21 protein-coding genes are annotated in these 20,238 nt (G+C 61.7%); 8 read left to right on the top strand and 13 right to left on the bottom strand.

From position 1 onward, the window contains the following. Positions 1-115 precede the first annotated feature (115 nt). Entirely contained in the window at positions 116-862 is a 747-nt protein-coding gene (locus tag B5D49_RS02040; protein WP_078715968.1) for an RNA methyltransferase, read from the top strand. A gap of 60 nt (positions 863-922) precedes the next feature. Here B5D49_RS02040 and B5D49_RS02035 read toward each other — a convergent pair whose 3' ends face one another. Beyond that, a complete protein-coding gene (locus B5D49_RS02035; RefSeq protein ID WP_144019051.1) occupies positions 923-1,891 on the bottom strand; it encodes a CARDB domain-containing protein in 969 nt (322 codons plus the stop codon). A gap of 115 nt (positions 1,892-2,006) precedes the next feature. Between B5D49_RS02035 and B5D49_RS02030 the strand changes: the two genes are divergently transcribed. From B5D49_RS02030 to B5D49_RS02010, 5 genes are all read left to right on the top strand, one after another. Further along, positions 2,007-3,260 carry an ABC transporter substrate-binding protein gene (locus B5D49_RS02030; RefSeq protein ID WP_078715967.1) on the top strand — a complete coding sequence of 418 codons (1,254 nt, stop codon included), beginning with the start codon at positions 2,007-2,009 and terminating at the stop codon, positions 3,258-3,260. Further along, positions 3,257-5,878, top strand: a complete 2,622-nt coding sequence (locus B5D49_RS02025) for an EAL domain-containing protein (RefSeq protein WP_078716047.1) — start codon at positions 3,257-3,259, stop codon at positions 5,876-5,878. The genes B5D49_RS02030 and B5D49_RS02025 overlap by 4 nt, the downstream gene beginning before the upstream one ends. A gap of 12 nt (positions 5,879-5,890) precedes the next feature. Next, positions 5,891-6,640: a tetratricopeptide repeat protein gene (locus tag B5D49_RS02020; protein WP_078715966.1), complete on the top strand. Its 750-nt coding sequence runs from the start codon at positions 5,891-5,893 to the stop codon at positions 6,638-6,640. A gap of 2 nt (positions 6,641-6,642) precedes the next feature. Further along, complete coding sequence (locus B5D49_RS02015; protein WP_234990604.1) at positions 6,643-8,088, top strand: cobyrinate a,c-diamide synthase; 1,446 nt, start codon at positions 6,643-6,645, stop codon at positions 8,086-8,088. Between the two features lie 76 nt (positions 8,089-8,164). Then, complete coding sequence (locus tag B5D49_RS02010) at positions 8,165-8,554, top strand: SpoIIAA family protein (RefSeq protein WP_159447105.1); 390 nt, start codon at positions 8,165-8,167, stop codon at positions 8,552-8,554. 139 nt (positions 8,555-8,693) lie between these two features. Here the strand turns inward: B5D49_RS02010 and purN are convergent, their stop codons facing one another. Further along, the gene (purN, locus tag B5D49_RS02005; RefSeq protein WP_078715964.1) at positions 8,694-9,368 is read right to left on the bottom strand and encodes a phosphoribosylglycinamide formyltransferase; all 675 of its coding nucleotides are present in this window, start codon (positions 9,366-9,368) and stop codon (positions 8,694-8,696) included. A gap of 403 nt (positions 9,369-9,771) precedes the next feature. Continuing rightward, entirely contained in the window at positions 9,772-10,746 is a 975-nt protein-coding gene (locus B5D49_RS02000) for a methyltransferase (protein ID WP_078715963.1), read from the bottom strand. Positions 10,747-11,091: 345 nt separating this feature from the next. Between B5D49_RS02000 and B5D49_RS01995 the strand changes: the two genes are divergently transcribed. Further along, positions 11,092-11,325 (top strand): hypothetical protein, encoded by a 234-nt coding sequence (locus B5D49_RS01995; protein ID WP_078715962.1) that lies wholly within the window; start codon positions 11,092-11,094, stop codon positions 11,323-11,325. Between the two features lie 28 nt (positions 11,326-11,353). Here the strand turns inward: B5D49_RS01995 and ribD are convergent, their stop codons facing one another. The 10 genes from ribD to B5D49_RS01945 all read right to left on the bottom strand — a co-directional run bounded on the left by ribD (position 11,354) and on the right by B5D49_RS01945 (position 19,761). Continuing rightward, a complete protein-coding gene (gene ribD, locus B5D49_RS01990) occupies positions 11,354-12,574 on the bottom strand; it encodes a bifunctional diaminohydroxyphosphoribosylaminopyrimidine deaminase/5-amino-6-(5-phosphoribosylamino)uracil reductase RibD (protein ID WP_327083002.1) in 1,221 nt (406 codons plus the stop codon). Continuing rightward, complete coding sequence (locus B5D49_RS01985) at positions 12,537-12,995, bottom strand: deoxycytidylate deaminase (RefSeq protein ID WP_078715960.1); 459 nt, start codon at positions 12,993-12,995, stop codon at positions 12,537-12,539. Before B5D49_RS01985 ends, ribD begins: the two co-directional genes overlap by 38 nt. A gap of 143 nt (positions 12,996-13,138) precedes the next feature. After that, positions 13,139-14,377 (bottom strand): serine hydroxymethyltransferase, encoded by a 1,239-nt coding sequence (glyA, locus tag B5D49_RS01980; RefSeq protein WP_078715959.1) that lies wholly within the window; start codon positions 14,375-14,377, stop codon positions 13,139-13,141. Positions 14,378-14,466: 89 nt separating this feature from the next. After that, the gene (gene fabF / locus B5D49_RS01975) at positions 14,467-15,705 is read right to left on the bottom strand and encodes a beta-ketoacyl-ACP synthase II (protein ID WP_078715958.1); all 1,239 of its coding nucleotides are present in this window, start codon (positions 15,703-15,705) and stop codon (positions 14,467-14,469) included. 108 nt (positions 15,706-15,813) lie between these two features. Beyond that, complete coding sequence (locus B5D49_RS01970) at positions 15,814-16,047, bottom strand: acyl carrier protein (RefSeq protein WP_078715957.1); 234 nt, start codon at positions 16,045-16,047, stop codon at positions 15,814-15,816. A 28-nt stretch (positions 16,048-16,075) separates the two neighbouring features. Continuing rightward, positions 16,076-16,819 carry a 3-oxoacyl-[acyl-carrier-protein] reductase gene (gene fabG / locus B5D49_RS01965; protein ID WP_078715956.1) on the bottom strand — a complete coding sequence of 248 codons (744 nt, stop codon included), beginning with the start codon at positions 16,817-16,819 and terminating at the stop codon, positions 16,076-16,078. 107 nt (positions 16,820-16,926) lie between these two features. After that, entirely contained in the window at positions 16,927-17,919 is a 993-nt protein-coding gene (locus B5D49_RS01960) for a beta-ketoacyl-ACP synthase III (protein WP_078715955.1), read from the bottom strand. A gap of 40 nt (positions 17,920-17,959) precedes the next feature. Continuing rightward, a complete protein-coding gene (gene plsX, locus B5D49_RS01955; RefSeq protein ID WP_078715954.1) occupies positions 17,960-19,027 on the bottom strand; it encodes a phosphate acyltransferase PlsX in 1,068 nt (355 codons plus the stop codon). Continuing rightward, entirely contained in the window at positions 19,020-19,199 is a 180-nt protein-coding gene (gene rpmF, locus B5D49_RS01950) for a 50S ribosomal protein L32 (protein WP_078715953.1), read from the bottom strand. Before rpmF ends, plsX begins: the two co-directional genes overlap by 8 nt. Before the next feature lie 43 nt (positions 19,200-19,242). Then, entirely contained in the window at positions 19,243-19,761 is a 519-nt protein-coding gene (locus tag B5D49_RS01945) for a YceD family protein (protein WP_078715952.1), read from the bottom strand. A gap of 181 nt (positions 19,762-19,942) precedes the next feature. On the opposite strand from B5D49_RS01945, the gene rpmB reads away from it, so the two are divergent. Further along, the gene (gene rpmB / locus B5D49_RS01940; protein ID WP_078715951.1) at positions 19,943-20,158 is read left to right on the top strand and encodes a 50S ribosomal protein L28; all 216 of its coding nucleotides are present in this window, start codon (positions 19,943-19,945) and stop codon (positions 20,156-20,158) included. Positions 20,159-20,238: the final 80 nt, after the last annotated feature.

Raw genomic sequence — 20,238 nt, 5'->3', positions numbered from 1 at the left:
ATCCTGCCGGAAGCGGGCGTTTTTTATTTTTTATAGCGGGCAAGCCTGCCCGTATGCATTGCATTTCATCCGGGAGCGGCACGCAGACCGCACCCGAATTGCGCGGAGGGCGCATATGTTGGATTCGGTACGCGTGGTACTGTTTGAGCCGAAATTTCCGGAAAACGTGGGGTCCGTTGCCCGGGCCTGTTTGAACATGGGGGTCTCGGATCTGGTGTTGGTCAATCCGCACCGCTTCGACCTGGACAAGGCCTTGCCCCTGGCCACGGCGCATGCCGCGGACATTCTCAACTCGGCCAAGGTGGTCGCAACCCTGCGCGACGCGCTGGACGGGTGCGAGGCCGCCTACGGAGCCACGGCGCGTACCGGAGGCTGGCGCAAGGGGATTATGTCACCTCCGACCCTGGCTTCGGCCGTGGAGGAGCGCCTGCGTCGCAACGCCCGGGTCGCCTTGGTCTTTGGTCCCGAGGATCGGGGGCTGACCAATGCGGAAACCAGTCTTTGCACCGCCCTGACCACCATTCCCACCAATTTTCAAGGGACGTCGTTGAACCTGGCCCAGGCCGTGGTGGTGCTCTTGTATGAATGTTTCAAGACCGCCCAGGAGCAGCCTTTTGAACCCGCGCACCAGCCCCGGGAGCGCGGCTGCACCGTGGCCGAGCGCGAACGGCTCTACCAGGAACTGCAACAGGCGCTGCTGGACGTGGATTTTCTCCGGGAGCAGGACGCGGATTACAAGATGATGTCCATGCGCCGTATGCTGGGGCGGTTGGACCTCAAGCGGGATGAATTCAACATGCTCATGGGCGTGTGCCGCCAGATGCGCTGGGCTGCGCGTCGGGCGGGCCTGACCGGGGAGTGAACCGCCCGGAGCCGGGGCGCGTGGTGACGGACCGGCTCCGGTGCCGCGTTTCGCGGATGGTTAGAAAAAGTTTCCGCCCTGCGGCGAAACCGTGAAGCGTACCAGCCGGGCATTGTCGGTCTCGTCCGTCTCCCGGATCATGTCGTCGAAGTCCACGATCACGGCCAGGGTGTGCGGCCCGGTGGCAATGTCCCGGGGCAGCAGCACCGTACCCTGACTGCCGTGGATGGCCCCGGCTCCAATGGATTGGATCATCTGCCGGTCCGGGCATTGGTCCGGAACGGCGCGGCCCGTGTCGTCCACAATGCAAAAGGCGATGAACAGCGGTCCCACTTCCTGGCCGCCGGTGTTGCGCACGGAAAAGGGAACCAGCATGGCCTGATCCGGGGCAACGGTTCCCTGCTCAACAGAGGCGTCCACCACCAGCAGGTTGACGGGTGTTTCCGGGGAAACGGGCGCAGCGTCCGTACCCGAGTTTGTCGGCGCGGAGGCATCCGGAATCGGGGAGCCGTCGGAGGCAGGTACTGTGGGTGAGGACGGCAGGCTCGTGGTTCCGGTGGACGGGGTTGCTGCCAGGCCAGGTGCGGCGTCGCCCACGGTGAAGGGAGCCGTGGTGGTCCCCGGTGTGGCAGCGAAGCGGGCATTGGCCCGCAGGGGAGCGGCTCCGGCCTTTTGGGGGATGGCCACAAATTGGCCCGGTCCCAGGGGCGTATTCGCCGGCAGGCGGAGCGCCACCTTGGAGTGCAGGGGCTGCCCCGGTTCCAGGCAGAGCACCAGCGTGTCCGTGAGGGGCGGGCCGGTCAGGGTGGAGGAGCCGGCGGGCGTGAAATAAAATCGTACATAAATATTTTTGGCTGTGCTGCTGGTCTGGTTTTCCAGAGTATAGTTCAACAGCAGCCTTCCGCCCGGGGCTTGGGCCGTTCGGGAGGGGGACAGGTTGGTGACCGTCAGCCCGGCCTGGGCCTGGGGAGCGGTCCCGCCCAGCAGCGCCAGACCCAGGACGCAGAGCGCGACAATGCGATGCCACATGGTGGATGCTCCTGTGATGGAATGTTTTTTTATGCATAGCACGATGGCCGTACCGCGTATAGTGGCCCGGACAAGAGTTGATTTTATCTTGTTCTCATGGCTATAGAAAAGGATCATGCGCAAGCTGGTATACGTCGTTATAACGTTGCTCGGGAGCGTGCTGTTTCCCTTGGCGGCAATGGCCGAAGACCCTCCGTCGGAACGTGTCGGAGAGCTGGTGTTCGGCATGTCCGCCGCTTTTAGCGGGGCGTCGCGCGGACTGGGCATCGAATATTACCGCGGCGCGAGCGCATGGTTCAACCACGTCAACGCCGGGGGCGGGGTGAACGGACACACCCTGCGCATTTTGCCTCTGGACGACGGGTACGACCCCATCCCCACCATCCGCAACACCATCCGCCTGGTGCGTGACGAAAAGGTCTTTGCCCTGTTTTCCTACGTGGGAACGCCCACCACCACGCGCATTTTGCCATTGCTCAAGCATTTTGAACAGGAACGCATGTTTTTGCTGTTCCCGTTTTCCGGGGCGCAGCCCCTGCGGGATCCGCCCTACGGAGATCGTGTCTTCAACCTTCGGGCGTCCTATTTTCAGGAGACGCGGGGGCTGGTACAGCACTTCACCTCCCTGGGCCGTCGCCGCATCGGTGTCTTTTATCAGGCCGACGCCTATGGACGGAACGGGTGGGACGGAGTGCGCCGCGCCCTGGCTGAAGAGGGGCTGGAGATCGTGTCCGAAGCCGCCTATCAGCGCGGAGCATTGTTTTCCCGGGAGTATGACCGGGAGGTGGAGGTGCTGGCCGCGGGGCGACCCGACGCGATCGTCACCGTGGGTTCCTACGCCGCCACTGCCGGGTTTATCCGCGATGCGCGGGAACAGGGGCTGGACATCCCCATTGCCACGATTTCCTTTTCCGATTCCGACAACATGCTTCGGCTTCTGCGGGCCGTGGGCCGGAGCCGGGGCAAGGTGTATACCAATGACCTGGTCTGCGCCCAGGTGGTGCCCAGCTATGAGGACGTGACGCTTCCCGTGGTGCGTCTGTACCGGGAGGTCATGGACCAGCATGCGGAAATGCCGCCCGACAATGTCCTCCGGGAGCCGTATTCCCCGCACCGGTATTCTTTTGTCAGCCTGGAGGGGTTTCTCAACGCCGTGCTGTTGACCAACATGGTGGAACATCTCGGGCCGCAGCCGTCTCGCGAGCGTATCCCCGATGCCCTCTACGCCCTCAATGGGGTTGACCTGGGATTGGGGTGTCCGTTGCGCTACAGCGTGCAGAAAAATCAGGGATTGGATGCGGTGTATTATGTGACGGTGCGGGAAGGTCGGTTCGTGCCTCTTGAGGATTGGTCCGGGTGGGCAAAATGAAGCGTCCCGGCCTGTTTGCCAAAACCCTCGGTTTCATGGTGGTCATTTTCGGCGTCATTGCCACGGCCACGTCGGTGCTCTCGGGCTGGCAGATTCATACCCAGCTCACCTCGGAGTATGAATCCAAGGCTCTCGCCCTGGCCTACAGCATGGCCCGATCCGATCTGGACACCATTCTGGAGCGGGATGCGGCCGCGGTCCAGTCCCGCATTGACCAGTACCTACGCATCGAAGGCGTGGCCTATGTACTGGTGGCGGATGACCAGGGAGAGGTCATTGCCCATACCTTCACCCCGGGCGTCCCCGAACCGGTGGCCGACATCGTGGACCTGGAAACACGCCACGCCTTTGAGGGCGGGGAGTACGACCTGCGCATGATGCGCTCCGGGGGAACCCAGTATCTGCATGTGGCCATGCCTATTCTCACCGGTCTGGTGGGATATGTGCACATCGGCATGGATATGGGGCTGATCAACGGCTACATCCGCTCCGCCATCGTAAAACAGCAGGTCATCACGCTGGTGTTGTTTTTGGCCAGCGTGGGCGCGGCATGGGCGTTTGTGAACCGCATTTCCCGGCCGCTGCATTCCCTGCGGGATTACGCCCGGCGTGTGGCCCGCCACGATTTCAGCGCGTCCATCCGGATCGACTCCCGCGATGAGGTGGGCGACCTGGCCAAGGCCATGAACGCCATGTCCTCGGAGATACGGGATCTTGTGGGAACGCTGGAAGCCCGTGTGGTCCAGGCCACCAGCGAGTTGCAGCAGGCCAAGGATGAGCTGGAGGAAAAGGTGGTCGAGCGGACTCGGGAACTGTCCCGGGCCAACATCCAGCTCAAGATCGAAGTGGCCGAACGCAAGGTGGTGGGCGAAGCCCTGCGCAAGACCGAACAAAAATACCGCTCCATTTTTGAAAACGCGGTGGAGGGCATCTATCAGGTGGGGCGTGACGGACATTTCATCAGTGCCAATCCCTCCCTGGCCCGGATTTACGGTTTTACGGCTCCGGCGGACTTTATGGCCACGGCCAACACCGCGCCGGACAGCCTGTTTTTTCAGGAGAGTCGGCGGGATGAATTTTATCGCACCCTGGAGACTGAGGGGGAATTGCAGAATTTTGAATCCCGGGTGCGCCGGGCCGACGGAAGGGTGATCTGGATATCGGAAAACGCTCGCCGCATTTCCGACGCGAATGGCCGCACCCTGTATTACGAAGGTTCGGTGGAGGACATTACCCTGCGTAAGGAGGCCGAGGACCAGCTCATGCACCAGGCCTTCCATGATCCCTTGACAAATCTTCCCAACAGGTTGCTTTTTCAGGATCATCTGCAAATGGCTTTGGAGCGGTCCCGCCGCCGGGACAATTATTTCTTTGCCGTGCTCTACCTGGATCTGGACCGTTTCAAGATCATCAACGATTCCCTGGGACACGACATCGGCGACAGCCTGCTCCGCTCCGTGGCGCGGGTGCTGGTCAATTGCGCCCGGGGAATGGATACGGTGGCCCGGTTCGGCGGGGACGAGTTCGCCATTTTGCTGGAAGAGATTGCAGCACCCCGGGACGCCATCAAAATCGCCCGCCGCATCCTGGACGAAATTTCCCAGGCCTTTGTGCTGGACGGCAACGAGGTCTTTACCACGGCCAGCATCGGCATCGTGTTGCATACCGGCACGTATGACCGGCCCGAAGCCCTGCTCCGGGACGCGGACACTGCCATGTATCGTGCCAAGGAACTGGGCAAATCCCGCTTCAAGGTCTTTAACCATCGTATGCATGAGCAGGCGCTGCATCTCATGGAGCTGGAGACCGACCTGCGCAAGGCCGTGGAGCATCGCGAGTTTGAGGCGCTTTTTCAACCCGTGGTCTGCCTGGACGATCTGCGCATCGTTGGATTCGAGGCGCTGGTTCGCTGGCTGCATCCCCAACACGGCGTGATCTCCCCGGATCACTTCATTTCCCTGGCCGAAGACACCGGCCTGATCTATGCCATCGACCAGCACATGCTGGAGACGGTCTGCGCGCAGACGGCCCGCTGGCGGGACCGGTTTGCGGATCGTTTTTTCGACGCCCAATCGCCCATGACCATGGCGTTAAATTTTTCCGGCAAACATCTCAAACAGCCTGCCCTGCTCGGTCGAGTGGAAGAAGCCCTGCATCGCCACAATCTGGACCCCCATGTGGTGAACCTGGAAATCACCGAGCATACGCTCATGGACAATCCCAAGCTGGCCGGGGAGATGCTGGCCAAGCTCAAGGATGTGGGCGTGGGGCTGTGCATTGATGATTTCGGCACGGGATATTCTTCCCTTTCCTATCTGCAACGTTTTCCCATCGACGTGGTCAAGATTGACCGCAGCTTTGTTACGGGCATGGAAAATGACCAGGACAGCCGGGCCATCGTGCAGACCGTTGTTTCCCTGGGCCAGGCCTTGGGGCTTCGCGTCATTGCCGAGGGAGTGGAAAGCGAACATCAGCTTGACATTTTGCGTCAGGCGGGGTGTCGTTACGCTCAGGGTTTTTTGTTCTCCCGCCCGGCCTCGGCCGAGCAGGCCGAACAGATGCTGGAGTCCGGCGGCACGCTGGAACATGTGCTGCGTTCCACTGTTGAGCATGAATGACGGAGAAATCGCATGACCGACCAAGATACATACCCCAACGACGATTTGTGCGGGGTCTTTTCCATACACAAGTCCATGAAGATCGGAACCGGCTCCACGCAAAAGCGCGTGCAGCAACGGTTCAACTACCTTGTGCGCGAACTGGACGAGGAAAACGTGGAGATTCAGCCCCTGGGGGAGGAGTATTCCCCGGTGGGCAATACGGAGACCATCACCCGCGAGGACTTGCTCCGCGACTATATGCCCGAGCCGGGCATCTGGCACGAGCATGTCATGCCCCGAATCCGCGCCGTGCAAAAGCACGTTGCCCGGGGCGACAAATTCCGCAAGCGAGGCGAGACCTTTACCGCAGAGTACGAATACAACAAGGCGCTCGGTCTGGATGAGCGCAACGTGCGGGCCAACTTCGGCATTGGGTTGGTGTATCTGCAACGCGGGGATGAGGAAAAGGCCCACGAGGTCTTTCAGCGTGTGGTGGATATCGATGCCGCGTTCGAGGACGAACACAAACATTTGTTCAATGAATTTGGAATCAATCTGCGTAAGGGCGGGCTGTTCGACGATGCGGTTCATTATTACAAGCGCGCCCTGGAAATGGCGGCGGATGATGAAAATCTGCACTATAATCTGGCCCGCGCCTACTATGAAAAGGGAGACCACCCCCATGCGGTGCGGCATCTGAACGCGGCCCTGGCCATGAATGAGCAGCATGCCGAGGCGTTGGCCTTTTTGCGCAGCCTGGAAAAACGCGGGCTGGTTTGAGCGTGGGCGGTTCCCTGGAGCTGCCGTTCGCGTTCGATCCTACGGACCATGCCCCGGCCCGGGGTGTGCTGGTGGCCGGAACCCGTTCCGGGTGCGGCAAGACGTCTGTGAGTCTTGGCCTTATGGCGGCTTTGGCCCGTCGAGGCCTGGATGTGCGTCCCTTTAAGGCGGGACCGGATTTTATCGATCCCCTGCACCATGCCGGCGCCTCGGGCCGGCCTTCCCACAATCTGGACGGCTGGATGCTGGACCGGGACGCTGTGCGCGGGATCGTTGCCCGCAACATGGCTCCCGGATCTGTGGCGGTTGTGGAAGGGGTTATGGGGCTGTTCGACGGCGCGTCCGGCAGCGGTCCCACGGGGTCGTCCGAGGAGTTGGCCCGCTGGCTCGGTCTGCCTGTGCTGCTGGTGGCGGACGCCGCATCCATGGCTCGCTCTGCCGCTGCAATGGTCAAAGGCTATTTGGAATTCCAGCCAAATTTACGATTCGCCGGAGTGGTGCTCAACAGGGTGGGCAGTCCGGCCCATGCGGAGCTGTTGCAGGAGGCTTTGGAGGCGTCACTGCCGGAATCCGCCAATCCCGCCCCGTTGCTGGGGTGTCTGCCGCGAGCTTCGGGTCTGGATTTGCCTTCGCGTCATTTGGGACTGGTGACGCCCGAGGACAGCCGCTGCAATGCCGTGTATGCGGCCCTGGCGGACTGGGTGGAGGCGGCGTTGGACCTGGATGCGCTTTTGGCTTCCCTGCCGGCACTGGGTATGGCGCTGGGCAGCGGCGAGCCACGTCCCCGTACTGCGCCGGGACAACGTTTTCGGCTGGGTGTGGCCCGGGACCGGGCCTTTTGTTTTTGCTACCCGGAAAATCTGCGTCTGCTGGAAGCGGTCGGTGCGGAAATCGTTTTTTTCAGCCCGTTGGAAGAGTCCGGCCTGCCGCCTGCTCTGGACGGGTTGTATCTGCCGGGCGGCTACCCGGAACTGCATGTTTCCCGACTTTCGGCAAATCGCTCTATGTGCCAGGCCGTGCGCGGCTTTTGCGCCTCGGGGCGTCCCGTGTACGCCGAATGCGGCGGTTTTCTGTATCTGCTTTCCTCGCTGACGGATGCCCGGGGCAAGGATCATGTCCTGTGCGGGGTGTATTCTGGCCGGGCGGCCATGCGTGAGCGGTTCCGCGCCCTGGGCTACCGCCAGGTAACCCTGTCCAGGTCCGGACTGTTCGGCCCGCAGGGACTCACAGCACGTGGGCACGAGTTTCATTATTCCGAACTTTGTTTTGACCCGGGGGGCAACAATGTGTACTCGGTGGCCGACCGCAAGGGGCGGAGCGTATCCACGGGCGGCTGGCTTGCCGGACCGCGGGACAATGTGCTCGGCTCGTATGTGCATCTTCATTTTGCTTCCTGCCCTTCATTTGCCGAGGCTTTGGCACGGGCCTGCATGGGGAACCGCGTCTGATTGCTTCCCCTGTTGCCCGGTTTTTGTTGCTGGGGTATGCTGGAGCGTGGAGTGCGTCCGCAGGAGGATAGGGGATATGGAATATACGTTGGAAAGCCGTTTGGACGGGGATATTTTGCGTCTGGTTATCACCGGCAGGGTGACGACCAAAGAGGCTGCCCGGGAATTGGTGGAGCGCATCATTCGCGCCATTGCCGAGGCCGGTGTGGTCCGTGTGTTGTTCGACGTGCGGGGCGTGACGGAACGGCTTGATCTGGGGGATACGTTTTTTCATGTCCGCGAAGCGCCACGCCTGGCCTCACCATTGCGGAAGGCCGTATTGGAAGCGCCGGAGCATGCCGGGTATGCACGGTTTTTCCAAACCACGGCCGGAAACGCGGGACTTGATGTGAAAACGTTTTTTGCTGAGGATGCCGCCCTGGACTGGCTGCGGGGGGATGCGGATTTGACCGAAGCCGCGAACTGACGCGGCGTTTGGGTCGTGTGCTCCCTGGCGCAGGGGAACGGTTTGGTAACAACCATGCGTAAAAACCGCCCTGCGGACGTTTGATGTGCGCGGGGCGGTTTTTGTTGCTGGTCGTGGCAGGACGAGCCGTGGCAGCGGATCAGAATCCCTGTTCCAGCGGCGGGCTGACCAGGGCGTTTTCCGGTTGCGGGACCGGAGCGCTGTGCGCGGGGCGAAGTTGCACATGCCGACCGTCCATGCGCAGACGGTCCTGGGCCAGCCATTGCACGGCCTGAGGATAGATGCGGTGCTCCAGCTTCAGGATGCGTGCGGCCAGGGCATCAGTCTCTTCGCCGGGCACGGCGGGTACCGCGGCCTGAATGATCACCGGGCCGTGATCCATTTTTTCATCCACAAAATGCACAGTGCACCCGGCGATGCGCACGCCGTATTCCGCGGCGTCCCGCTGGCCATGCGCTCCAGGAAAGCTGGGCAGCAATGCCGGATGGATGTTCAGCACATTTCCGGGAAAGGCGTTCAGAAATTCCGAAGTGAGGATCCGCATGAATCCGGCCAGCACCACGCTCTGCGCCCCGGATTCCTGGATGGCGCGCACCATGGCGCGGTCAAAGGCTTCTCTGGACGGATAATCGGTATGATCCAGGGCCAGGGCCGGGATGCCGTGGTTGCGTGCGCGGGTGAGACCGTGCGCGTCGGGCTTGTTGGAAATAACGATTTTGATTTCCGCGTCCAGGGTTCCAGACTCCATGCGGTCGATAAGGGACTGGAGATTGGAACCGCCGCCGGAAACCAGGACGGCAATGGGAAGGGCCATGGTCGCTCCTTGGCAGGCGTTTGGAGAACGGTGACCTGTTCGCTGCCTCGAAAAGCTCCTCTTTATGTGCGGAACTGCACATATCACTTGAGCTTTTTTTGTTTCGGCGCTGCGTCCGTTCTTTGAACTGCCTGCGATATGACGTTTTCAACGACCCGTCGGGGGCGTTGCGGCCCTCTCTTACCCCGGGGCCGCCTGGTCCGCAAGTCTGGTCGTGAGCGGTCGTTCCTGGCGATAGCGTGTGGCTGTTCGGGCGGGCCGTCTGCTTGGGCTGTACGGGAAAGGCAATGCTGGCGCAGAGCTTTTCCTCTTTGGGGACGACGCCTCGGACCGGCGAAAAAGCGGGCAGAAGCGCGGAATTCCGGCAGTGGGGAGCGGCACGGCACAGCCGCCGGGCGATTCGTTAGGCCTTGGTTCCCAGAAACATGCGCGTGTTCGGTCCGGCCGGAACGCAGCCCAGGTCCGTGAAGCCCGCTTGTTCAAACCATCTGCGCACTTCGCTCTCGGTGTAGGCATCGCCCTGGCGCGTGTTCACGAGCATATTCAGAGCGAACAAGGCACCGAAGGCCGGGGAGGTCCGGGTGTCGTCCATGAGAAAATCCACCAGCGCGAGTCGTCCGCCCGGTTCCAGGGCGTTGTGGGCGCGTCGCACCAGAGCAGCGTTGTCCTCGGGTCCGAACATATGCACGATGGCGGAGAGAAAGACGAAGTCGTATTCCTGGCCCCAGTCGCTGGTGCGCATGTCGCCGTCCCGGGTTTTGACGCGTTGTTCCAGCCCGGCTTCGGCCACATACCGTCGCGTCAGGGGCGTCACCTGGGGCAGATCGAGCACGGTGGCCCGTAGTCCGGGCCAGGCCCGGCACATGGCCATGGAATAGACGCCGGATCCGCCGCCCACATCCAAAACATGGCGGGTTTGTGCCAGCGGCAGGCGGACCGCCAATTCCCGAGCATTGTTGCGGGCGCGGGAGTGCATGGCCGCGATGAAGTGTTCGCGCCGTTCTTCGGTGTCGAAGTCCGGTTCCAGCACGGTTCCCCCTTCCTGCACGGCCCGCGTCAGGGTGCCCCAGTTGTCGTAGAGGTTGGAGAGATGCCCCAGGCTGAGTTGTTCCGGACTCTCCTCGGAAAGGAGCCGAAATGCGGATTCCGTGGCGCGGTAGGTGGTTTCCCGTTTGATGACCAGTCCCATGGCGGTGAGCGCACCGAGCAGTCGGTCCAAGCCGCGAACGTCCGTCCGGGTCCGGGCGGCCAGATCATCCGCGCTGCGGGCCTTGCGCCCCATGTGGGTGAAGAGGCGCAGGTCATAGGCCGTCAGCAGCACGCGGCTTTTTTGGAAGGCCGAAGCCAATTCGCGGATGTCCTCGGAATTCATTTGCATGGCTGCCTCCGGGCGGCTGGGAAATGAAGATGGATATCTGTTCCTGCTTTATATGGCGTTGTTTTTATGATTCGTCAAGGGAAACCGGAGGGATACGAAGGAGATACCGTTGTAGGCAGTATACGGATACTGTTCGCCACCTATCGGTAAGAGGTGTCTATAAAGCAGCAAACGATTCTTGAACGTAGTACAGGCTGGCAGTAGGAAGCGGTATGACATGGAGTATGGCCATGGGAAACAGGGAAGGAACCTGCGGATACGTTCCGTAAGGGCAGGCCATAGCGGAACAGGGCTTGCGAACGGTTCCGTCTGGACCGGGATTCGGACCTGCGCTACCTTGGATGCATGTTGACCATGAAATGTGCGGCCTGCCGCAAGAAATTGTTTCGGTATCGCAAGATCGGCCAGGGAGAGGTGCACCGTTGCCACAAGGACCGTATCGTGCGCATGGTCCACGCCCGGGAACGCCCGGACGGACTGTATTGCGCGTGCGGTTGCCGGGTGGGCATGGACCGGGGCAGCTACTACACCATGGTCAAGAAGGCCGTGACCTACTCGGGCGAGAAGATCAACAAATGAGCCACAGCTCGTGGGTCGGCGTGCAGCATCAGTCCGCGCCGGAGGTGTCGGGCGGATAGTAGGTCAGCTTCAGGTCCGGTCCTGAAGGTTCGCACCGCCCTAGCCGCAGGTCCATGGCCTGGGCCATGGTTTCGCAGTGGCGACCGGCTCCCAGGGGAGCGGCCTGGGCATCGCCAAGGAATCGGGGCGCGAGGTACAGTACAAATTCATCCGCCGCCCCCTGTTCCAGCATATTGGTGGCCAGTTGGCCCCCGCCCTCGCAGAGCAGGTAGTGGCCGTTCAGTTCCTGGCGCAGTCGACGCAATCCTTCCTGAATTTGCAGGGTTGGACCCTGTTGGGGCAAAGCCCAGACGCGGACGCCGATATCCTCCAGGGCGCGGGCGGTTTCGGATGCCGCAGCCTGCTCCGTGGTCCAGAAAATGGTCTGCCGCGGTCGCTTGCGGATCAGTTGGAGTTCACAGTCTGCGCCGGGGAGCCGTGAGGTCAGGACAACCGCATATGGTTGTTCATCGTTGATCAATTGTTGATCATATAGAGAAGGCGCAGTTGAACCAGTGGGTTGGTCCATATCTGCCAGCCGACAGGTCAGGCTTGGGTCGTCGCCCAAGAATGTGGAACCGCCCACTAATACGGCCTGGGCCAGGCCGCGAAGCCGATGCACGTCGGAAAAGCTTTCCGGGCTGGAAATCGGCTCGGGGCGGCCGGAGCGTGCGGCAATGCGCCCATCCAGGGTAGCGGCCATTTTGAGAATGCAGTAGGCGCGGTCTGTGCTTTGCCAGAGCCGGAAATCCCGGATCAGGTCCAGGCATTGCTGCTCCAGCACGCGGGTCCGGATGCGGACGCCAGCCTGTTCCAGCCGTTCGGCTCCGCCCTGGGCCACGGGATTGGGGTCCAGCGCGCCCACCACCACCTCCGGAATACCGGCTTCCAGCACGGCTTCGGTGCAGGGCGGGGTTTTGCCGTGGTGGTTGCACGGTTCCAGGGTCACGTACAGGGTGCAGCGGCTCGGGTCCACGCCCTGTTCCCGCGCATGGGCCAGGCAGCGCCGTTCCGCATGGGGACCGCCGAACCGTTCGTGCCAGCCATGGGCCACTTCCTGGCCGTCACGCACCAGCACCGCGCCCACGCAGGGATTCGGCGCCGTAGGCCCGCGCCCGCGTCGCGCCAGTTCCACGGCCCGCGCCATCCAGTATTCGTGTCGGGCGGGCGCTTCAGTCATGGCCGGGGTAGGGGAGTTGACCGTGTTCAATGCCGGATTCCTCGAGAAATTGTTCCGTGAGTTGATCCGGGTAGGAATCCGCGTACCAAATGGCCCGCACCTGGCAATTGATGAGCAGTTTGGCGCAGATCAGGCAGGGCTGGGTGGTGCAATAAATTTCCGCGCCTTGCAGGGACACGCCGTGCACCGCGCATTGGGTGATCACGTTCTGTTCCGCGTGCAGGGCGCGGCACAGTTCATGGCGTTCCCCGGACGGAACCTTGAGCTGGTCGCGCAGGCAGCCCACCTCTTCGCAATGGCGCATGTTGGTGGGGGCGCCGTTGTAGCCCGTGGCCAGGATGCGTTTGTCGCGCACGGCCACGGCTCCCACCTTGCGGCGCAGGCAGGTGGAGCGCTCGGCCACCACATGGGCGATTTTCATGAAATAGTCGGGCCAGGGCATTCGGGACATGGGGACTCCTTGGACGATAATCTTGTTGTTCAGTAGTCATTCCCGCCCCGGAAGGCAAGCGCGGCCCATGACGGCAGAAAAAGGCGAAACGCCCGGAAAACCGTGGGTTCTCCGGGCGTACTTCGGTGCGGCGTTGGGCCGGTCTACCAGGCGAAGAGCGGGAATTCGCGGGCGAATTCCTCCACTTCGCTTTTCAGTTCGGCAAGCACCTTGTCGTCCTTCCAGTTTTCCAGGGCCGCGGTAATGGCCTCGGCCACCACCACCATGTCTTCCTCGATCATGCCGCGGGTGGTCAGGGCGGGGGTGCCCAAACGAATGCCCGAGGTCACGAACGGGGACTGGGTGTCGAACGGAATGGTGTTCTTATTGGCCGTGATGTTGGCCTTTTCCAGAGCCAGCTGCGCGTCTTTGCCCGTGATGCCCTTATCCGTGAGGTCGAGCATGAGCAGATGGTTGTCCGTGCCGCCGGAAACAATGCGGAATCCGGTTTCAACCAGGGCGCTGGACAGGGTCTTGGCGTTCTTTACGGTCTGGGCCTGATACTCCTGGAATCCGGGCTGCAATGCCTCGCCAAAGGCCACGGCCTTGGACGCGATCACGTGCATGAGCGGTCCGCCCTGAATGCCGGGGAAGATGTTGGAGTTCAGCTTTTTCTGATTCTCCTCGGAGGAGAGGATCAGACCGCCGCGCGGCCCGCGCAGGGTCTTGTGCGTGGTGGAGGTGGTGAAATGGGCGTGCTCAATGCAGGAGGGATGCTCGCCCGCGGCAATGAGTCCCGCGATGTGGGCCATGTCCACCATGAACAACGCGCCCACTTCGTCCGCAATGGCGCGGAAGCGTTTGAAGTCGATGACCCGCGAGTAGGCCGAGGCGCCAGCCACGATGAGCTTGGGCCGATTTTCCTTGGCCAGGCGTTCCACCTCGTCGTAGTCGATGGTCTCGGTTTCGCGGTTCACACCGTAAAACACCACGTTGAAGAGCTTGCCGGAAAAGTTCACCGGGCTGCCGTGGGTCAGGTGGCCGCCGTGGGACAGGTCCATGCCCAGGATGGTGTCGCCCGGTTCCAGGCAGGAGAAATAGACGCCCATGTTGGCCTGGGAGCCGGAGTGGGGCTGCACGTTGGCGTACCCCGCGCCGAACAGCGCCTTGACGCGTTCCCGGGCGAGGTCTTCGGCCTGGTCAACGAACTCGCAGCCACCGTAGTAGCGCTTGCCGGGGTATCCCTCGGCGTATTTGTGGGTCATCACGCTGCTCATGGCCTGGCGCACGGCCACGGAGGTAAAGTTTTCCGAAGCGATCAGTTCCAGGTTGCCCACCTGCCGGTCCACCTCGCGGGTAATGGCGGCTGCCACTTCCGGGTCTTGAATCAGGATTTCTTCCATGGAAATACCCCTTGGATGAAAGGTTCACGCCCGGGAGCGGACTCCCGGGCTGTGTGACGCTCGAATTCGATTTTCAGACCGCTTTGGGATCAGTCCGCAAAGCGCTTGAACAAAATGCAGCCGTTGGTGCCGCCGAACCCGAAAGAGTTGGAAAGCACGTATTCGACTTGTTTTTCCCGGGGACCGGACGCGCAGTAGTCCAGGTCGCAATCCGGGTCGGGATTGGTCAGGTTTTGTGTGGCCGGGATAACGCCCTTGGCCAGGGTCATGGCGCTGAACACGCCTTCCACGCCGCCCGCGCCGCCCAGCAGGTGGCCGGTCTGGGATTTGTTGGCCGTGATGTTCAGCTTGTAGGCATGGTCGCCGAACACGGTCTTGAGCGCGCGGGTCTCGCAGAGGTCGTTGAGCTTGGTGGAGGTGCCGTGGGCGTTGATGCAGTCCACGTCTTCCAGGTTGACGCGGCCCTCACGCAGGGCCGCACGCATGGCCAGGGCCATGCCCGAACCGTCCTCGGGCGGGGCGGTCATGTGGTAGGCGTCGCCCGACGCGCCGAATCCGGTCACTTCGCACAAAATATTCGCGCCGCGCTCCCTGGCGTGATCCAGGGATTCCAGCAGCAAAATGCCGCACCCCTCACCGATGATGAAGCCGTCGCGCTCCGCATCGAACGGACGGGAGGCCAGCTCCGGTTCGTCGTTGCGGGTGGAGAGCGCCTTCATGGCGGTGAAGCCGCTTACGCCCAGGGGGGTGACGGTGGATTCCACGCCGCCGCAGATGGCCGCGTCAATGCGACCGAGCATGATGTCGGTAAAGGCGGTTCCAATGGCGTGGGTACCCGAGGCACAGGCCGTGGTGGTGCAGATGTTCGGACCGCGTGCTCCGGCCTCGATGGAAACCTGCCCTGCGGCCATGTTCGCGATCATGGTGGGGATGAAGAAGGGGGAGATGCGTCCCGGTCCCCGCTCGATCAATTTTTGGTGGTAGACTTCGATGGCGTTCAGTCCGCCCAGGCCCACGCCGATGGTCACGCCGACGCGTTCGGCCTTGTCCTCGGGGATCTCCAGGCCGGTTTCCGCCATGAGCATGCTGGTGCAGCTCACAGCATAGCGCGTGAAGGACTCCATGCGCTTGGCCTGCTTGTGCGGGATGTAGGGGCTGTGGTCGAAGTCTTTGACATGCCCGGCGATGCGGGAATCGAACCCAGTGGCGTCAAAGGACGTGATGGGTCCGATGCCGGATTTGCCGGCGACGAGGTTGTCCCAGCTGGTTGCCAGGTCATTGCCCAGGGGGGTGATGGCCGCAAGGCCGGTGACGACTACCCTGTTCATATTCTCCCTCTCGGCCCGGCCGGTTCTCGCCGGGAAAAGCGGAGCGTCCTACACCCGATCGGAGTATAGAACGCTCCTGAATTGCTAACGATCGGACGAATCCGGTCACTACTTGTTTTTTTCAATGTAATTGACGGCGTCTTTGACCTTGGCGATCTTTTGCGCGTCTTCGTCATCGATTTCGATGTCGAATTCTTCTTCCATGGCCATGATCAGTTCGGTCAGGTCCAGAGAATCAGCGCCCAGGTCTTCGACAAAAGCCGCTTCTTCGGTGACTTCGTCGGCGGACACGCCAAGCTGGTCAACGATGATGTCCTTAACTTTGTTTGCGACGTCGGACATATTTTCCTCCATGTTGATGTTGCCTCGATTACATATACATGCCGCCATTGACGGCCAGCACCTGTCCCGTAATGTAACCGGCTCCGTTGCCGGCCAGGAAGCTGACCGCTGCCGCGATGTCCCCCGGGGAACCGAGGCGGCTGAGCGGAATCATGGTTTTCATGCTCTCCACGGTTTTTTCCGGGAGATCTTTGGTCATGTCGGTTTCGATGAATCCCGGAGCCACGGCATTGACGCGCACGCCGCGTCCTGCCAGTTCGCGTGCCGCAGCTTTGGTCAGGCCGATGAGTCCGGCTTTGGCGGCCACGTAGTTGGCCTGGCCCGCGTTACCCATTTGGCCCACGACCGAAGAAATGTTGATGATGGATCCGCCGCGCTGCCGGGCCATGATCTTGGCGGCCTCCTGCAGGCAGGAGAAGGCACCGGTGAGGTTGATGTCCAGGACGCTGTCCCAGTCTTCGGGCTTCATGCGGATGAGCAGCCCGTCACGAGTGATACCCGCGTTGTTCACCAGGGCGGCAAGGTGGACTTTGCCTTTGATCTCGTCCTTGAAGAAAGAGGCCACGGCCTCGCGATCCGAAGAGTCGAGCTGCACGGCTCGAGCGGTTCCGCCGGCATCCGCAATGGTCTGCACCACGGTCTCGGCGGCTTCGGGTTTGCTTACGTAGGTCAACCAGACCTCGAATCCGTCGGCGGCGAGACGTTCGGCGCAGGCGCGACCGATGCCGCGTGAGCCGCCGGTGACCAGGGCGACGTTGGGAAGTTCGCTCATATGCTCCATCCTCGTTGCATACCCCATGGGACAGGGGGTCAATTATACCAATCCCGACCGGACTGCAAATGGAATCCTTGTGACGTTGCAGCGACCGGGGCGTGCCGTTACGTATCGAGCAGGGCGGCACCCCAGGTGAAGCCGCCGCCAAAGGCCGTGAGCAGGGCGCGCCGCCCCGGAGCAAGCGTGCCGTCGTGTACGGCCTCGGCCAGGGCAATGGGTACGCTGGCAGCGGATGTATTGCCGTATTTGTCCACGTTTACAAAAACCCGTTCATTGGGAATGGCCAGCTTTTTGCCCACGGCTTCAATGATACGGAGATTGGCTTGGTGCGGCAGCAGAACGTCCACATCATCGGATGTGAGTTCATGCTTTTTCAGCAGATTGCGGCTGATGTTCGTCATGGAGCGCACCGCATGCTTGAAGACCTCGCGGCCCTGCATCTGCACAAAATATTCTTCGCCCACGGGGTCGCCGAGTTTATAAATGGTGCCGGAACCGCCGCCTTTGACGGTCAGCAGATCGCCCAGGGCGCCGTCCGAGGCCAGGGCCACATCGCGCACCACGGCCCGGCGGGGACCGCCGTCGTCCAGCATGACCACGGCCGCGCCGCATCCGTCGCCAAAGAGCACGCAGGTGCCGCGGTCTTCCCAGTTCACGCGGCTGGTGACCACGTCGCCCGAGCAGATCAGGATCTTGGCTTCGGGGTGCAGGGCCAGCAGGCCGCGCGCTGTTTCCAAAGCGTAGAGAAAACCGGTGCAGGCCGCGGAAATATCCTGGGCCATGCGGCCGCGTAGTCCCAGACGATCCTGCAGGGTGCAGGCGGCCGAGGGGATCATGTTCTCGGCGGAAAAGGTGGCGACTAAAATGTGGGTAATCGCTTCTGGAGACACCTCTGCATCGGCGAGAGCCTTGAGCGAGGCGCCGTGGGTCAGGTCGCTGAGGGATTCGCCCTCGGAAACCACGTGCCGGGTTTTGATGCCGCTTCGGGTGGTGATCCACTCGTCGGACGTATCCACGATGCGTTCCAGATCCTGGTTGGTGAGAATCCGCTCCGGGACGTGAAACCCGAGGCCCTTGATGACAACTGGCTGTTTCATGGGGTGTTCTCGGTCGGGGGTGTTGGCCCCGGTAGGAGGTTCAGGAGGATTCGCTCTTTTTGTTTTTTCGGCCGGAGCGACCGTATCGGGACAGGTCGCCGTGTGCCTCGAGCAGTTCGATGATGTGGTCGTTGGCCTTGTTGCGCACATAGCGCGCACCCATCATAATGGCGCTGGTGATGGCCTTGACGTTGGATGCGCCGTGGCAGACGATGGTGGAACCTTTCACGCCGAGCAGGGGCGCGCCGCCGTATTCCGCATAGTCCAGGGTCCGAGCAAAGCGGGTCAGGGTGGGCAGCAAAAAAAGTGTTCCCAGCTTGGAAATGAAATCCCGCTTTAATTCGCCTTTGAGGATTTTTCCAAAGCTTTTGGCCACGCCCTCGGAAACCTTGAGCGCCACGTTGCCCACGAACCCGTCGCAGACAATGACGTTGACCTCGCCCGTAAAGATGTCGCGTCCTTCAACATTACCGATGAAGTTCAGATGCGACCCCTTGAGCAGGTCAAAGGCTTCCTTGGTCACGGTGTTGCCCTTGCCTTCCTCCTCGCCAATGGAGAGCAGGCCCACCCGCGGGCGGGGAATGCGCAGTACGTGCGTGGCCAGAACATCCGCCATCAGGCCGTACTGGGCCAGGTGAAAGGGCTTGGAATCCACGTTGGCGCCCACATCGATGAGCACGATGGGGTCTTTTTCCGTGGGCATGATGCCGGCCAGGGCCGGACGCTCCACCCCGCGGATGCGGCCGATGGTGAACATGGCGGCGGCCACGGTGGCGCCGGAGTTCCCTGCGGAGACCAGCCCATCGGCCCGGCCCTGCTTCACTAGGCGGCAACAGACCATGATGGAGGAATCCTTCTTCTTGCGCAAAGCGTCGGAAGGTTTTTCTTCCATCCCCACCACTTCCGGGGCGTGGACGATGTCGATGCTCAGATTCCGGTCCCTGTCCGGGGCGCGGGTCTTGTCAAGCTCGGCGCGTATGGCGTCCTCGTCGCCCACGAGGATGATGTCGACCCCCCGTTCCGCGGCGGTAACCGCCGCGGGAACGTTGATGCGGGGACCAAAGTCGCCCCCCATGGCGTCGACGACGATGCGGGGGGGGTTAGGCATCGTCCTGGTTCAGAACCTGACGGCCCCGGTAGCTGCCGCAGGAGGGGCAGACGCGGTGAGGCAGGCTGGGTTCGCCGCATTCGCAGTAGATCACGTTGGGGGTGTCCACCTTATGATGGGCGCGGCGCATGCCTTTGCGGGAATGGGACGTTTTCTTTTTAGGTAAGGCCATGATTGTCTCCTTGTTCTCGAGCGGCCCGTTTGGGCAAAGCTCGCTACTTTAGCTTAAGATCGCGGAAGACCGCAAGTCTTGGATCACCCTCGTCCCCGGCGCAGTCGCACTGGCCGTTGTTGAGGTTTTGCCCGCACTTGGAGCAGATTCCGCGACATTCGTCACGGCACAGGGGCTTCATGGGCAGGGCCAGAACAAATTCTTCCCAGACCATGGCTCCCAGGTCCAGCTCCAGGGCATCGTCCACAAGACGCAGCCGCGAATCCTCCGCGGGTTCGTCGTCGTTGGGGAGCGCCTCGAACAGCTCAAACTCGGCCTGGACCGGAAAGTCGAACGGTTCGGCGCAACGGTCGCAGATGAGGCGGACGTTTCCGCGCAGACGGCCACGCACCAGGGCGCCTCCGGACTGGGGCTGCACCGTGGCATCGACCAGGGGACTGTCCGCCAACTCGATGGCAACACCGTGTCCGGACAGGCGATCCTGCCAAAATTCGTCATCCGCAAATGAAAATTCCCGGCCGTCCGCCGGGAGGTCACTTACCGTAATCAACCAGTTCTTCATACACTCCTCGTAGGCCGCATACCTATATGGGATATTTTTCCCATGTCAAGGAAAAAGCGCTTGCCTTTTGCTGATGGAGAAGATAAGTAATGCGTCCTTCGTGTCCGGCAAGAGTTCGCCGTGTTCAGGACACGAACATCACGCGACAATTTTTTTTCGTGAAGGACGCGAGGAGGTCATCATGTCCAAAGTTTGCGATATATGCGGAAAGGGTCCGGCCACCGGCAACAACGTCAGCCACGCGCACAACAAGAGCCGTCGGCGCTTCATGCCCAACCTGCAGACCGTGCGCACTCAGCTGGCCAACGGCCAGGTCAAGACCATCAAAGCCTGCACCCGCTGCATCCGTTCCGGACGCGTGGTCAAGCCCATGGTCCGCAAGGCGGAAAACGCCTAGTCTGAACCAACTTCGGCAAAAAAAAGAATCCCCCAAGATTCTTTCAGCATTGAACCCCGTCTTGTGGCGGGGTTTTTTTT

The organism is Paucidesulfovibrio gracilis DSM 16080, assembly GCF_900167125.1.
Taxonomy (GTDB): domain Bacteria; phylum Desulfobacterota; class Desulfovibrionia; order Desulfovibrionales; family Desulfovibrionaceae; genus Paucidesulfovibrio; species Paucidesulfovibrio gracilis.
This window is presented reverse-complemented; position numbering and strand designations above follow the sequence as displayed.

Bases quoted from the DNA above. Each gene is read 5' to 3' on its own strand.
- B5D49_RS01960 (WP_078715955.1), bottom strand. From the start codon at position 17,919: ATGAAACAGCCAGTTGTCATCAAGGGCCTCGGGTTTCACGTCCCGGAG.
- rpmB (WP_078715951.1), top strand. From the start codon at position 19,943: ATGTCCAAAGTTTGCGATATATGCGGAAAGGGTCCGGCCACCGGCAAC.
- B5D49_RS01945 (WP_078715952.1), bottom strand. From the start codon at position 19,761: ATGAAGAACTGGTTGATTACGGTAAGTGACCTCCCGGCGGACGGCCGG.
- B5D49_RS02020 (WP_078715966.1), top strand. From the start codon at position 5,891: ATGACCGACCAAGATACATACCCCAACGACGATTTGTGCGGGGTCTTT.
- fabF (WP_078715958.1), bottom strand. From the start codon at position 15,705: ATGAACAGGGTAGTCGTCACCGGCCTTGCGGCCATCACCCCCCTGGGC.
- B5D49_RS02035 (WP_144019051.1), bottom strand. From the start codon at position 1,891: ATGTGGCATCGCATTGTCGCGCTCTGCGTCCTGGGTCTGGCGCTGCTG.
- fabG (WP_078715956.1), bottom strand. From the start codon at position 16,819: ATGAGCGAACTTCCCAACGTCGCCCTGGTCACCGGCGGCTCACGCGGC.
- glyA (WP_078715959.1), bottom strand. From the start codon at position 14,377: ATGGAAGAAATCCTGATTCAAGACCCGGAAGTGGCAGCCGCCATTACC.
- B5D49_RS02010 (WP_159447105.1), top strand. From the start codon at position 8,165: ATGGAATATACGTTGGAAAGCCGTTTGGACGGGGATATTTTGCGTCTG.
- B5D49_RS01985 (WP_078715960.1), bottom strand. From the start codon at position 12,995: ATGTCCCGAATGCCCTGGCCCGACTATTTCATGAAAATCGCCCATGTG.
- B5D49_RS02025 (WP_078716047.1), top strand. From the start codon at position 3,257: ATGAAGCGTCCCGGCCTGTTTGCCAAAACCCTCGGTTTCATGGTGGTC.
- B5D49_RS02040 (WP_078715968.1), top strand. From the start codon at position 116: ATGTTGGATTCGGTACGCGTGGTACTGTTTGAGCCGAAATTTCCGGAA.
- plsX (WP_078715954.1), bottom strand. From the start codon at position 19,027: ATGCCTAACCCCCCCCGCATCGTCGTCGACGCCATGGGGGGCGACTTT.
- B5D49_RS02030 (WP_078715967.1), top strand. From the start codon at position 2,007: ATGCGCAAGCTGGTATACGTCGTTATAACGTTGCTCGGGAGCGTGCTG.
- B5D49_RS01970 (WP_078715957.1), bottom strand. From the start codon at position 16,047: ATGTCCGACGTCGCAAACAAAGTTAAGGACATCATCGTTGACCAGCTT.
- B5D49_RS02000 (WP_078715963.1), bottom strand. From the start codon at position 10,746: ATGCAAATGAATTCCGAGGACATCCGCGAATTGGCTTCGGCCTTCCAA.
- B5D49_RS01995 (WP_078715962.1), top strand. From the start codon at position 11,092: ATGTTGACCATGAAATGTGCGGCCTGCCGCAAGAAATTGTTTCGGTAT.
- rpmF (WP_078715953.1), bottom strand. From the start codon at position 19,199: ATGGCCTTACCTAAAAAGAAAACGTCCCATTCCCGCAAAGGCATGCGC.
- purN (WP_078715964.1), bottom strand. From the start codon at position 9,368: ATGGCCCTTCCCATTGCCGTCCTGGTTTCCGGCGGCGGTTCCAATCTC.